We start from the raw sequence: 12805 nt of genomic DNA on the forward strand, positions 1-12805 counted from the left end.
CTCATCGCTTTAGGAATGCTGCATGTCCACCCCCACAGTTCGCGAACAATTCCTTGTCATCAGTGCCCTCGGCGCCAACCCCATGGAGCTGACTAACGTCCTGTGCCGTGCCAGCCATGAAAACCGCTGCGCCGTGGTCACCTCTCGTCTGACGCGCCATGGCGAATGCAGTGCGCTGATCCTCGAGATCTCCGGCAGTTGGGACGCCTTGGCGCGCCTCGAAGGCAGCCTGCCAGTGCTGGCCAAACGGCACGCCTTCACCGTCAACGTGGTCCGCAGCGCGGCCCTGGAGAATCGTCCCCAGGCCTTGCCGTACGTCGCCTATGTCAGCTCGGCCTATCGCTCGGACATCATCAACGAGCTGTGCCAGTTCTTCATGGACCACAACGTCGAGCTGGAAAACCTGACCTGCGACACCTATCAGGCTCCGCAAACCGGCGGCACCATGCTCAATGCCACGTTTACCGTGACCTTGCCGGCCGGTGTGCAGATCAGCTGGCTGCGCGATCAGTTCCTGGATTTCGCCGATGCGCTGAACCTGGATGCCCTGATCGAGCCGTGGCGCCCACAAAACCCAATGTAAGGAAACTTTCATGGCCGTTGCCATCGACCAACCGGTTGCCGACTTCGAAGCCCCCGCCACCAGCGGGCAATCCGTCAGCCTCGCGGGCCTCAAAGGCAAGCAAGTGGTGATTTACTTCTATCCAAAGGACAGCACGCCGGGCTGCACCACCCAGGGTCAGGGTTTTCGTGATCAGCTTGACGCCTTCAAGGCCGCCAATACCGAAGTCTTCGGCGTGTCTCGCGACAGCCTGAAATCCCATGAAAACTTCAAGGCCAAGCAGGCGTTCACCTTCGAGCTGATCAGTGACAAGGAAGAAGCGCTGTGCCAGCTGTTCGACGTGATCAAACTGAAAAAGCTCTATGGCAAGGAATACATGGGCGTTGATCGCAGCACGTTCCTGATCGACAAGAACGGCGTGCTGCGTCAGGAATGGCGCGGCGTGAAGGTGCCGGGGCACGTGGATGCGGTTTTGGTTGCTGCTCAGGCGCTGAACAAGGCCTGATGATTTGGGCGTCTGTTCGGACGCCTTCGCGGGCAAGTCGGATCGCCGCACCGCTCGCTCCTACAGGATTTGCGGAATCTATGTGGGACCGAGCCTGCTCGGGATGAGGCCATTAGCCTTACTGAAAAATTCAGCCTGACAATTAAAGCAGTGGTGCCACAATCGGCTCCTTGCGCGGCCAGGCATCCAGCACGGCCTTGAATAGCGTCGCCAGGGGAATCGCAAAGAACACGCCCCAGAAGCCCCACAACCCGCCAAACAACAGCACCGCGCAAATGATCGCCACCGGGTGCAGGTTGACCGCTTCCGAGAACAGCAGCGGCACCAGCACATTGCCGTCCAGGGTCTGGATGATCCCGTAGACCGCCATCAAATAGATGAACTGATCGCTCCAGCCCCACTGGAACAGCGCAATCAGCAGCACTGGCACGGTCACCACCACTGCCCCGACGTAAGGCACCACCACCGACACACCCACCAGCAACGCCAGCAGCGCCGAATAGTTGAGCCCCAGCGCCACGAATGCGATGTAAGTCACGCCACCGCAAATGAAGATTTCGATGACCTTGCCGCGAATGTAATTGGCAATCTGCCGGTTCATTTCCTGGGCGACCCGGGTGATCAGCGCCCGTTCTCGCGGCAGATAGCCGCGCACCCACTGGCCGATCATCTCCCGGTCCTTGAGAAAGAAGAACACCAGGATCGGCACCAGCACCAGATAGATCATGATGTTCACCAGCAGCGGCAGACTCGACAGCGAGAATGTCAGCGCCCACTGGCCGAACTTGCCGATCTCACCCCGCGCCACTTCGATCGCCTGCAGCACTTGCTCATCCGACACCAGGTGCGGATAGCGCTCGGGCAGCAGCAACAGCAGCGACTGCCACTTGGCGAGCATGCCGGGCAATTCGTTGAACAGCGTGATCAGTTGATGCCAGAGCAGGGGCACCACGATGATGATAAAGACCAGCAGCAACCCCATGAATAATGCGAAAACCAGCCCCACCGCCGCGCCACCCGGCACGCGCAGGCGCTCGAGGGTCACCACCAGCCCCTGCATCAGATACGCCAGCACCATACCGGCCAGTACGGGCGCAAGCATTCCACCCAGGGTGAGCACCGCGGTAAATGCCAGAAACAGCAGTACCGCCAGCACCACAGCTTCTTCATCCGAGAAGTAGCGCTGAATCCAGTCGCGTAACACTTTGAACATCAATAATCCTTAGAAACGAACGCAGCGGATTTCAGGCTTTTTTCAACCAATAGCGGTAAACGCCCGCCTCATCTTCCTCACGAAGCAGCGTATGACCGGCCAATCGGGCAAAGGTGCGAAAGTCGCGTTGAGAGCCCGCATCGGTGGCGATCACCTTGAGCACCGCACCGCTGGCCAGCCGGTTGAGTTCCAGTTTGGCCTTGAGCAACGGCAGTGGACAATTCAGACCGCTGGCGTCCAGCTCGGCATCGTGGGTTACAGCGTCAGTCATCGAATCACTCCGGGGCAGGGGTTGAGAGCTTAGAATATCTGGTCCCAAGCGTAGTGTCCGGCTACAGTAAGGTCTTTGTCGACTAAGGCTTTGTGCATGACTTTTTTGCGCCCTACCCTGCTGACGCTCGCTTGCCTGCTCGCCTCACCGGGCTTCGCTGACGACTTGCCGTCACTCGGTGACGCCAGTTCTGCCATCGTCTCGCCGCAACAGGAACACCAACTGGGCCGTGCGTGGCTGGCGCTGTTGCGCAGCCAGGTGTCGCAGCTCAACGATCCGCAGCTCAAGGATTATGTCGAGTCCAGCGTCTATCGGCTGGTGGAAACCAGCCAGGTCAATGACCGACGCCTTGAGTTCATCCTGATCAACAGTCCGCAGCTCAACGCTTTTGCCGCGCCGGGCGGGATCGTCGGCGTCAACGGTGGCTTGTTCCTCAATGCCCAGACCGAGGGCGAATATGCCTCGGTACTGGCCCACGAACTGGCTCACTTGTCACAGCGTCACTTCGCACGTGGAGTTGAAGCGTCGCAACGCATGCAAGTGCCCATGATGGCTGCGTTGCTGGCTGGCATCGTGATTGCCGCAGCAGGTGCCGGCGATGCCGGGATCGCGGCCATTGCCGGTACTCAAGCAGCGGCGATTCAGGAACAACGACGCTTCTCGCGCCAGAACGAACAGGAAGCCGACCGCATCGGCATCATGAATCTGGAAAAGGCCGGTTACGATCCGCGTTCGATGCCGACCATGTTCGAACGGCTGATGCGTCAGTACCGCTTCGACGCCAAGCCACCGGAATTCCTGCTGACTCACCCGGTGACCGAATCGCGGATCGCCGACACCCGCAACCGCGCCGAACAGGCCAAGCCGGGCGGTATCGAAGACAGCATGCGTTACCAGTTGATTCGGGCGCGCGTGCAGCTGATCTATGAAGAAACCCCAGGCCTGGGCGCCAAGCGCTTTCGGGCCCAACTGGATGAAAACCCGAAAAACGACGTCGCGCGCTATGGCTTGGCGATCGCCCAGATCAAGGGTGGCCAGCTGAATGAGGCTCGCGAGAACCTTAAGCTGCTGCTGGCCAAATCGCCGAACGAGATCATCTATAACCTGGCGCAGGTCGATCTGGACATCACCAATAATCGTCTGCCCGATGCTCAATCACGGGTCGACCGGATGCTCACTCAATACCCCGGCAACTACCCGCTGAATCAGGTGCGTGTCGACCTGCTGCTCAAGCAGAATCGAGCGGCCGATGCGGAAAAAGCGCTGGAGAACCTGCTCAAGAGCCGACCTGATGATCCGGACGTCTGGTACATGGTGGCCGAGACTCGTGGCCTGTCGGGCAACATCATCGGCTTGCATCAGGCTCGCGCGGAGTACTTTGCGCTGGTCGGCGACTATCGTCAGGCGATCCAGCAACTGGACTTCGCCAAGCGCAAGGCTGGCAGCAACTTCCCGCTGTCATCGCGCATCGACGCACGGCAACGCGAGCTGATGGAGCAGGAACGCATGGTCAAGGACATGATGGGCTGACCGCTTCAGAAAAAAAGCTCAGAAACAAAAAATCCAGGTACAAAAAAACCGCCTCTTTCGAGGCGGTTTTTTATTCAGCCGATAACCGGTTTATTCAGCCAGTTTGAAGGTAATGAAACTGGCGCGACCTTGACGCAGAACCCGCATCGACACCGAGCGGTTCTTCGGCAGCGCCTTGGCAATGTCCGTGAACTCCTTGGAGGAGCCGATCGCCTGATTGTTCAGGTGAGTGATCACATCGCCAGGCTGCAAGCCGATCAGGGCAGCAGGACCGTCCTGCACTTCCTTGATGACCACGCCACCTTTAAGGTCGTAGGCTTTCTTCTGCTCATCGGTCAATTCGGCAACAGAAACACCCAGGCGATTGCTGCTGCGCTCGGTGCTGGATTTAGGCAGGGCGTCCAGTTCCTTGCCTTCTTCAGGGATAGCGCCAACGGTCAGCTCGACATTCTTGCGTTTGCCTTCGCGGATCACTTCAAGATCGGCTTTCGAGCCGGCTTTCAGCGCACCCACCAAGTGTGGCAGGTCAGCGGACATGACGATCGGTTGACCGTTCATGCTCAAGATCACGTCGCCCACTTGCAGGCCACCCTTGGCCGCAGGACCGTCATCCTGGATCTGAGCCACTAGCGCACCGGCCGGTTTCTCGAGACCGAACGACTCGGCCAGGTCCTTGCTCACTTCCTGGATCACGACACCCAGCCAGCCACGGCTGACTTTACCGCCGCTTTTCAGCTGATTGGAAACGTCCATCGCCACATCGATAGGGATTGCGAACGACACACCCATGAAGCCGCCGGAGCGGGTGTAGATCTGTGAGTTGATGCCGACCACTTCACCCGCCAGGTTGAACAGCGGACCACCGGAGTTACCCGGGTTGATCGCCACGTCGGTCTGGATGAACGGCACATAGTTTTCGTTCGGCAGGCTACGGCCGATGGCACTGACGATGCCTTGAGTCACAGTGTGATCAAAGCCGAACGGCGAGCCGATGGCCACGACCCACTGACCAGGTTTCAGATCCCGCGATTTGCCGAGTTTCAGAACCGGCAGATCCTTGCCTTCGATTTTCAGCAAGGCGACGTCGGAACGCTGATCGGTACCGATCAGTTTGGCTTTCAACTCACTGCGATCGGCGAGGCGCACGAGGATCTCGTCGGCATCGGCGATCACATGGTTGTTGGTCAGAATGTAGCCGTCGGACGAAATGATAAAGCCCGAGCCCAGGGATTGGGCTTCACGCTGACGATCGCCGCGGGGGGAACGCGGCGGCTGCGGCATGCCCCGCTCAAAGAACTCGCGCAGCATCGGCGGCAAGCCTTCAAGATCGGGAATTTGCTCACTGGACACCTTACGATCCGGCAACTTCTGGGTAGTACTGATGTTAACCACCGCGGGCGAGGCTTGCTCGACCAACTGCGTGAAGTCAGGCAACTCGACCGCTTGCGCAGCGACCGCCTGACCGAGCACCAGCACGGTGGCAAAAATGGAGAGATAAGACTTCAAGCGTGGTATCGACATACGGCTCCCGTTACGACGAGCATGGTTAAGCGATATGGAGCAAGGAACACCGGAAACGATACGCCGGTATTTTTGTTCCGGGAACAACAAACAAGGCCAGAGCCGAGGGGCTCTGACCTATAAAAAATTTTCGGGATATTTGCAAATGAAAATGCTCGGCAAAACATTTCGAGGCATCAACGGCGGGACAGCCATTGCTGACCTCCCACACCATAGAGACCTTGATTGGTGAGCATGGCAGATCAGCTCACTGCTTGCTGGCCGCGGCATCGTTGCGCATGGACAGCGCAATCCGTTCGGCGGTGCCAATCGGTATTTCACCAACCACAGTCACCATCATCTCGCCTTGTGGAGTAGTCAATCGCCGGGAGACAGCAACGGTTGGCCCCAACTGGGTGCGCGTGTCAGTAACTGTTGCGCCATTCAACGGCTCAAGGAACACCGAGAATCGGGCGAGACCGTCGTCGAACATCAGACTGTTGACCTGGGCTTTGGTCTCCGGGTCCTTGTGCGAGGTACTGCTGGTCAGCTCAAAACCTGGTGGTAGCCAGTCCGAACGCCAAACCTGCGCGGTTTTGACGGCGGAAGCCTTGTCACTGTCGAGGATAATGGGTTTGCAATCAGAACCGGCCTGCAAATCGCTATCGGAAGGCATCTGGGCAGTGTCCAGTCGGGTGAACTGGAACCGCTCGAGCAGTTGCCCTTTGTCATTGAGCAACAATGACTTCAACGGCAAACCGGTTTCCTTGTCCAGATGCAGCTCAAAACCGTAGCGATGCTGATCGCGAGGCTTCAACGACACGATCACCGCCGAACGCCCGGCCACACGCGACTTGCCAATGACGGCAAGGTCATACCAATTCTTTAGCTTTTGTGGATCGAGTGCACGAGCAGTGGAGTTGGGTGAGTCCCCCAGCCCTGCTATCAGGGTGCCGCTCACGCATTGAGTATGCCCATCAATGCGCACGACTTCCTGTGCCGAGCCGTCGAGCTGGAGTAAACGCTCGCGGACCTTGCCATCCTGGACGCGATGCCAGATGTTATGGGTAGAGAAACTACCGTTACGCTCGTAGACGAAAGTACCGTGAAAGCTCTGCGTTTGCTCCGCCTGTCCCAGACGCTTCAGCCAGTCCTGGGCTTCATCGGCGTGGGCTGGAACAACAAACCAGCCACTGAGCAGAAGCGTAAGTAGAGGTATGGCGCGCATGATCCTCCTTAACGGTTTTCCAGGCTTGCTGCACGAGCGTAAGGCAGAGCGCTCTCAGTACCTTTCAGTGCAGCCTGTTGAGCATGTTGGCGCAAGTAGCCTGGCAGACGCTGATCGTGCCAGCCTGGTTGACCTTGCAATACGCCGTTGGCCATAGGGCCAGTGGCTTCCGAACTCTCATTGTAGCCTGCCAATACAGCGGGGCCCTTGACCTGAGGAGCGGTCAGACCCGGTTGACTGGATTGCTGGGCCAGTTCGACACCGGCGATCTCGTCCTGATTGTACAGACGAACACCCGCAAGCACGGCAACGGTCACCGAAGCAGCGACTGCCAGACGACCCAGGCTGCGCCATGGACCGCGAGAGGCTTTTGCCGGTACGGCCTCGTCAGCCAGCGCAGCAGAGACTGCCGCAGCGATGTCCAGACGAGGAAGTAACAAATCCTTGTGCATAACTGCCCGAGCGATCTGGTAACGAGCCCAGGTATCGCGGGTTTCAACATCGTCGAAGGCATTCAACACCCGACGCAATTCCAATTCGTCCGCTTCGTTATCCATCACTGCGGACAGCGATTCCTGCAGGGCTTCACGACTCATGGCGTTCCTCTCTTGGCTGTCGCCGCTGTCTCAGTTTTCCTGCAACAACGGCTGCAGGGCTTTATCGATGGCTTCCCGAGCGCGGAAAATCCGGGAGCGCACGGTACCCACCGGACACTGCATGACGCTGGCAATGTCCTCGTAACTCAGACCATCGAATTCACGTAAAGTTAAAGCCGTACGCAAATCTTCTGGCAGTTGCTGAATGGTTCGATGGACGGTGCCTTCGATCTCATCCCGCAGCAATGCGCGTTCTGGCGACTCGAGATCCTTGAGGCCATGATCGCCATCGTAGAACTCTGCATCCTCGGAACTGACATCGCTATCCGGCGGCCGGCGGCCGCGTGAAACCAGATAGTTTTTCGCCGTGTTGATGGCGATGCGGTAAAGCCACGTATAAAACGCGCTGTCTCCGCGAAAATTACCAAGTGCACGGTATGCCTTGATAAAGGCTTCCTGTGCGACATCCTGGGCTTCATGGGTGTCGTGCACGAAACGCACGATCAACCCGAGAATTTTGTGCTGGTATTTCAGCACTAGCAGATCGAAAGCTCGCTTGTCGCCGCGTTGAACGCGCTCGACCAGCTGCTGATCCTCTTCCTGGGTTAGCATGAACACTCCTCGATAAGCTCGAAGGAGGCTTGCATTACTGAACGACCAGACTTGCAAACATAGACTCGGGCTTTTCGCAAAAGTTCTCCCCCTCCAAGCAAGTTTCCTGCGGGCTCTGATTTGGCACGCACGAAAAGCGCAGCGCGGGATAACCCGGCTGCGCGAATAATCTTGTCATCGGATTCATCAGCAAGGACCCAATCGCAAGTCCCGCACCGAAGCCGACGCTGTCCCTTGTTTCAGGCAACCGTCTATTGATCTTGGGCCTTTGGCAAAAGTTCCATATTTATAGCTGCCCGAAACCGACATTGTGCAACCGTGAAGAGAAAAAGACTGTTAAATCCACGATACAGTCGTTTTGTCGCCGAAGCAGTCCAAAAAACTTCCGACGAAGCGTCCAGGCTTTTTCGTCACAGTAGTTTCACAATGCCATGCTGGGCCGGCTATTGTGCCGCTCCCCCCCTCTATATACTAGGGGGCTGTGTGGCTGTCTTGACTCGCCGATCCAGCTGTCTTGCGCCAACCCCGTCCCGGGTCGCTTTGAGCGGAATCCTGAAATGAGCCAACAGTTTCAACACGATGTTCTGGTAATTGGCAGCGGTGCTGCCGGCTTGAGCCTTGCGCTGACCTTGCCCGGTCATTTGCGCATCGCCGTATTGAGCAAAGGCGACCTCGCCAACGGCTCAACCTTCTGGGCCCAGGGCGGTGTCGCTGCCGTTCTGGATGACACCGACACTGTCGAATCCCACGTCGATGACACCCTCAACGCCGGTGGTGGCCTGTGCCATGAAGACGCCGTGCGCTTTACCGTCGAGCACAGCAGAGAGGCGATTCAATGGCTGATTGACCAAGGCGTGCCCTTTACCCGCGATGAACAGTCGGGCACCGAAGACGGTGGTTTCGAGTTTCATCTGACCCGCGAAGGCGGTCACAGCCATCGGCGCATCATCCACGCTGCCGATGCGACGGGCGCGGCGATCTTCAGAACCCTGCTCGATCAGGCCAAACAGCATCCCAACATCGAACTGCTGGAGCAGCGAGTCGCGGTCGACCTGATCACCGAAAAGCGCCTCGGCCTTGAAGGTGACCGCTGCCTCGGCGCCTATGTGCTCAACCGCAGCACCGGTGAAGTCGACACCTACGGCGCGCGTTTCGTGATCCTCGCATCGGGCGGCGCCGCGAAGGTCTACCTCTATACCAGTAACCCCGATGGGGCCTGCGGTGATGGCATTGCCATGGCCTGGCGTTCGGGCTGTCGGGTGGCGAACCTGGAGTTCAACCAGTTCCATCCCACCTGCCTTTATCACCCGCAAGCCAAGAGTTTCCTGATCACCGAAGCCCTGCGTGGCGAAGGCGGGCATCTGAAACTGCCCAATGGCGAACGCTTCATGCAGCGCTTCGACCCGCGGGCGGAGCTGGCACCACGGGACATCGTCGCCCGCGCCATCGACCATGAGATGAAGCGCCTGGGTATCGATTGCGTTTACCTGGACATCAGCCACAAGCCCGAAGACTTCATCAAGACGCACTTCCCGACGGTTTATGAACGCTGCCTGAAATTCTCCATCGACATCACCAAACAGCCGATCCCAGTGGTGCCGGCGGCGCACTACACCTGCGGCGGCGTGATGGTCGATCAGCGGGGCCGCACCGACGTGCCGGGCCTGTATGCAATTGGTGAAACCAGCTTCACCGGCCTGCATGGCGCCAACCGCATGGCGAGCAACTCGCTGCTGGAATGTTTCGTTTACGCCCGTTCGGCGGCGGCGGACATTCTTGAGCAGTTGCCAGACGTGTCGATTCCGACCGCCCTGCCCGTTTGGGATGCGAGCCAGGTCACCGATTCCGACGAAGACGTGATCATTGCGCACAACTGGGACGAACTGCGGCGATTCATGTGGGACTATGTCGGCATCGTGCGCACCAACAAGCGCCTGCAACGGGCTCAGCACCGGGTGCGTCTGTTGCTGGACGAAATCGATGAGTTCTACAGCAACTACAAGGTCAGCCGGGACTTGATCGAGCTGCGTAACCTGGCGCAGGTGGCCGAGCTGATGATTCAGTCAGCCATGGAGCGCAAGGAAAGTCGCGGCCTGCATTACACACTCGACTACCCGAATTTGCTGCCGGTCGCCCTGGACACTATTCTGGTGCCGCCCACCTACGCCGACTGAACTTGAGCCGAACCCGCAGGCGTCGGTGTAAATCCGCCGCCTGCGAATCCCGCGGTACGCATATCGCCCTGATCCGTCGCTCACCGCGCAGACGAAAACGCAGTACCACAATCAATGGCAACGCCAGACTGTCCGGCCGCAGTTGCACGGGCTGCCAACCCACCGCCTGATTCCACAACTGCCAACCATCGGCATCGCGACGCAAGCCGCGAAACGCCTGCGGGTGTGTCAGCAGAATCTGTCGCGGCAATGCCCAGACGCCATGAGCCAGACAGCAAAAAGCGCCGAGCAGACTGGCCCAGGGCGGTATAGAGAGAAGAAGCAGCGAACCCAGCGCGAACAGCTGGGCCAGAAGATAGGCCGCCAGCAACTGCCGTGAGGCATGCCAGCGACATTCGAACGCGTTACTTGGGCTGGACACGATCCAGGATCATGCGAACCATGCGCTGAAGCTCCGGATCTTCGGATTCGTTGCGCTCCATGAACCAGCCGAACATGTCCTGATCCTCACACGTCAGCAGACGGACGTATAAATCGCGATCCACCTGGTTGAGGTGCGGATAAACCTCTTTCACAAACGGCACCAGCAACACGTCAAGCTCAAGCATGCCGCGACGACTGTGCCAGTAGAGGCGATTCAGTTCAACTTGTTCGACCATGGAGCGCTCCTCAAATAGGCGGCAAGTATACAGCCCCGAGACGAGTCGAACAGTCGGCTTTGGTCGCCCTCCACGAACCTTTGTGAACTACCCATTTCAAGGGCGCCCCCTTATGATGTCCTTCGGACTCTTTACCCTGCGATGACCCATGGCCGATTCTGCTTTTTTCTGCACCCTGTCTCACGAAGGCGTTCTCGCGGTACGCGGCGCGGATGCCAGCAAATTCCTGCAAGGCCAATTGACTTGCAATCTCAATTACCTGAGTGATACCCAGGCCAGCCTTGGCGCGCGCTGCACGCAGAAAGGCCGGATGCAGTCGAGCTTCCGCATTCTGCTCGAAGGCGACGGTGTGCTCATGGCGATGGCCAGCGAACTGCTGGAGCCGCAACTGGCGGACCTGAAAAAGTACGCAGTGTTCTCCAAATCGAAACTGACCGACGAAAGTGCCGGCTGGGTTCGTTTTGGCCTTGAGCATGGCGATGCGGCACTGGCCAGCCTGGGCCTGGCGCTACCGGCAGACACCGACAGCGTCGTTCGTAATGACGACCTGATCGCCCTTCGCGTCTCGTCTGACCGCGCTGAACTGTGGGTGCGTACCGATCAAGCCGACACCGTCAAGGGCAAGCTGTCCGCCCTGTTGGCCGAAGGCGATCTGAATCAATGGCTGCTGGGCCAGATCCGCGCCGGGATCGGTCAGGTCATGCCAAGCACCCGCGAGCTGTTCATCCCGCAGATGCTCAATCTGCAAGCCGTCGGTGGTGTGAGCTTCAAGAAGGGTTGCTACACCGGCCAGGAAATCGTCGCGCGCATGCAGTACCTGGGCAAACTCAAGCGCCGTCTATACCGCTTGCAACTGGAAAGCGGTGAATTGCCTGAACCCGGCACCCAACTGTTCTCCCCCACTCACGGCAGCTCAATCGGTGAAGTGGTGCTAGCCGCCCGCGCCGAGCAAAACATTGAACTCCTTGCCGTGCTGCAAGCCGAAGCTGCAGAAGATGGCAACCTGCACCTTGGCACACTCGAAGGTCCGGGCCTGCATCTGCTCGACCTGCCTTACCAACTGGATCGCGATCGCGAAATCCAGCGTTAATTGCAGCACTTGTCGCAATACCCTAGAGAAAAGAAATGAGCGAGCTGGCGGATAAGGTCCAACAGGATTTGGTTGAGGCCATCGATAACGATGACCTGGTTCTGCCAACGTTACCGGAAGTGGCCCTGCAGATTCGCAAGGCCGCCGAAGACCCGGAAATCAGTGTCAGCACACTGAGCAAAGTGATTGGCCGCGATACCGCGCTGTCGGCGCGCCTGATCAAAGTGGTCAATAGCCCGTTGCTGCGCGCGACCCAGGAAGTGACTGATTTGCACACGGCCATCACCCGGCTGGGTGTCAATTACAGCAGCAACCTGGCCATCGGCCTGGTGATGGAACAGATCTTCAACGCCCGTTCCGAAGTGGTGGAACAGAAAATGCGCGAGGTCTGGCGCAAAAGCCTGGAAATCGCTGGCGTCAGTTACGCGTTGTGCCGCAGCTATACGCAGCTCAAGCCTGATCAGGCGGCGCTCGGCGGGCTCGTGCATCAGATTGGTGTACTGCCGATCCTGACCTACGCCGAAGATCACTATGAATTGCTGTCTGACCCGGTCAGCCTCAACCATGTGATCGACCGGATTCATCCACTGCTCGGCGATAAATTGCTCAGGGTCTGGGAGTTTCCGGAAATGCTGGTGCAATTGCCGGGACTGTATCTGGATCTCAAGCGGCAATCGGAGCGGGTCGACTATGTCGATCTGGTGCAAGTGGCCAGCCTGTACTGCCACAAGGACACCGATCATCCACTGGCCCGAATCGACCCCTTCAGTGTGCCGGCCTTCAAGAAGCTGGGAATCGATCCGGAGAACGAGGCGATGTGCAAGGATCTGGAAGAGTCGCGGTCGATGTTTTACTGATTTCTGTG

Annotated in this window: 14 protein-coding genes; 6 read left to right on the top strand and 8 right to left on the bottom strand. The window is 58.4% G+C overall.

From position 1 onward, the window contains the following. Nucleotides 1-22 precede the first annotated feature (22 nt). Together MMG91_RS11705 and MMG91_RS11710 are read left to right on the top strand one after the other, a co-directional pair. Nucleotides 23-583, top strand: a complete 561-nt coding sequence (locus MMG91_RS11705) for a glycine cleavage system protein R (RefSeq protein ID WP_253551533.1) — start codon at nt 23-25, stop codon at nt 581-583. Nucleotides 584-593: 10 nt separating this feature from the next. Then, nucleotides 594-1067: a peroxiredoxin gene (locus MMG91_RS11710; protein ID WP_305448564.1), complete on the top strand. Its 474-nt coding sequence runs from the start codon at nt 594-596 to the stop codon at nt 1065-1067. A 142-nt stretch (nt 1068-1209) separates the two neighbouring features. On the opposite strand, the gene MMG91_RS11715 is transcribed toward MMG91_RS11710, so the two are convergent. Then, entirely contained in the window at nt 1210-2280 is a 1071-nt protein-coding gene (locus tag MMG91_RS11715; protein WP_305448563.1) for an AI-2E family transporter, read from the bottom strand. A 31-nt stretch (nt 2281-2311) separates the two neighbouring features. After that, the gene (locus MMG91_RS11720; RefSeq protein ID WP_007898654.1) at nt 2312-2551 is read right to left on the bottom strand and encodes a sulfurtransferase TusA family protein; all 240 of its coding nucleotides are present in this window, start codon (nt 2549-2551) and stop codon (nt 2312-2314) included. A gap of 96 nt (nt 2552-2647) precedes the next feature. Between MMG91_RS11720 and MMG91_RS11725 the strand changes: the two genes are divergently transcribed. Next, nucleotides 2648-4081 (top strand): M48 family metalloprotease, encoded by a 1434-nt coding sequence (locus MMG91_RS11725; protein WP_048394060.1) that lies wholly within the window; start codon nt 2648-2650, stop codon nt 4079-4081. A gap of 90 nt (nt 4082-4171) precedes the next feature. Here MMG91_RS11725 and MMG91_RS11730 read toward each other — a convergent pair whose 3' ends face one another. From MMG91_RS11730 to rpoE, 4 genes are all read right to left on the bottom strand, one after another. Further along, on the bottom strand, nt 4172-5602 hold the full coding sequence (locus MMG91_RS11730) for a DegQ family serine endoprotease (protein WP_305448562.1): 1431 nt from the start codon (nt 5600-5602) through the stop codon (nt 4172-4174). A gap of 247 nt (nt 5603-5849) precedes the next feature. Then, on the bottom strand, nt 5850-6809 hold the full coding sequence (locus tag MMG91_RS11735) for a MucB/RseB C-terminal domain-containing protein (RefSeq protein WP_310659666.1): 960 nt from the start codon (nt 6807-6809) through the stop codon (nt 5850-5852). Nucleotides 6810-6817: 8 nt separating this feature from the next. Next, nucleotides 6818-7405: a sigma-E factor negative regulatory protein gene (locus MMG91_RS11740; RefSeq protein ID WP_007898648.1), complete on the bottom strand. Its 588-nt coding sequence runs from the start codon at nt 7403-7405 to the stop codon at nt 6818-6820. 30 nt (nt 7406-7435) lie between these two features. Continuing rightward, complete coding sequence (gene rpoE, locus MMG91_RS11745) at nt 7436-8017, bottom strand: RNA polymerase sigma factor RpoE (RefSeq protein ID WP_003172477.1); 582 nt, start codon at nt 8015-8017, stop codon at nt 7436-7438. Nucleotides 8018-8574: 557 nt separating this feature from the next. On the opposite strand from rpoE, the gene nadB reads away from it, so the two are divergent. Next, complete coding sequence (nadB, locus tag MMG91_RS11750; protein ID WP_310659667.1) at nt 8575-10191, top strand: L-aspartate oxidase; 1617 nt, start codon at nt 8575-8577, stop codon at nt 10189-10191. Here the strand turns inward: nadB and MMG91_RS11755 are convergent. Beyond that, entirely contained in the window at nt 10160-10612 is a 453-nt protein-coding gene (locus MMG91_RS11755; protein ID WP_310659668.1) for a protein YgfX, read from the bottom strand. The genes nadB and MMG91_RS11755 overlap by 32 nt on opposite strands. Then, entirely contained in the window at nt 10596-10850 is a 255-nt protein-coding gene (locus tag MMG91_RS11760) for a succinate dehydrogenase assembly factor 2 (RefSeq protein WP_030132661.1), read from the bottom strand. Before MMG91_RS11760 ends, MMG91_RS11755 begins: the two co-directional genes overlap by 17 nt. A 148-nt stretch (nt 10851-10998) precedes the next feature. On the opposite strand from MMG91_RS11760, the gene MMG91_RS11765 reads away from it, so the two are divergent. Continuing rightward, nucleotides 10999-11940 (top strand): folate-binding protein, encoded by a 942-nt coding sequence (locus tag MMG91_RS11765; protein WP_310659669.1) that lies wholly within the window; start codon nt 10999-11001, stop codon nt 11938-11940. 35 nt (nt 11941-11975) lie between these two features. After that, entirely contained in the window at nt 11976-12797 is an 822-nt protein-coding gene (locus tag MMG91_RS11770) for an HDOD domain-containing protein (RefSeq protein WP_305448557.1), read from the top strand. Nucleotides 12798-12805 lie beyond the last annotated feature (8 nt).

Source organism: Pseudomonas sp. JL3 (assembly GCF_031570575.1).
Lineage (GTDB): Bacteria > Pseudomonadota > Gammaproteobacteria > Pseudomonadales > Pseudomonadaceae > Aquipseudomonas > Aquipseudomonas cucumis.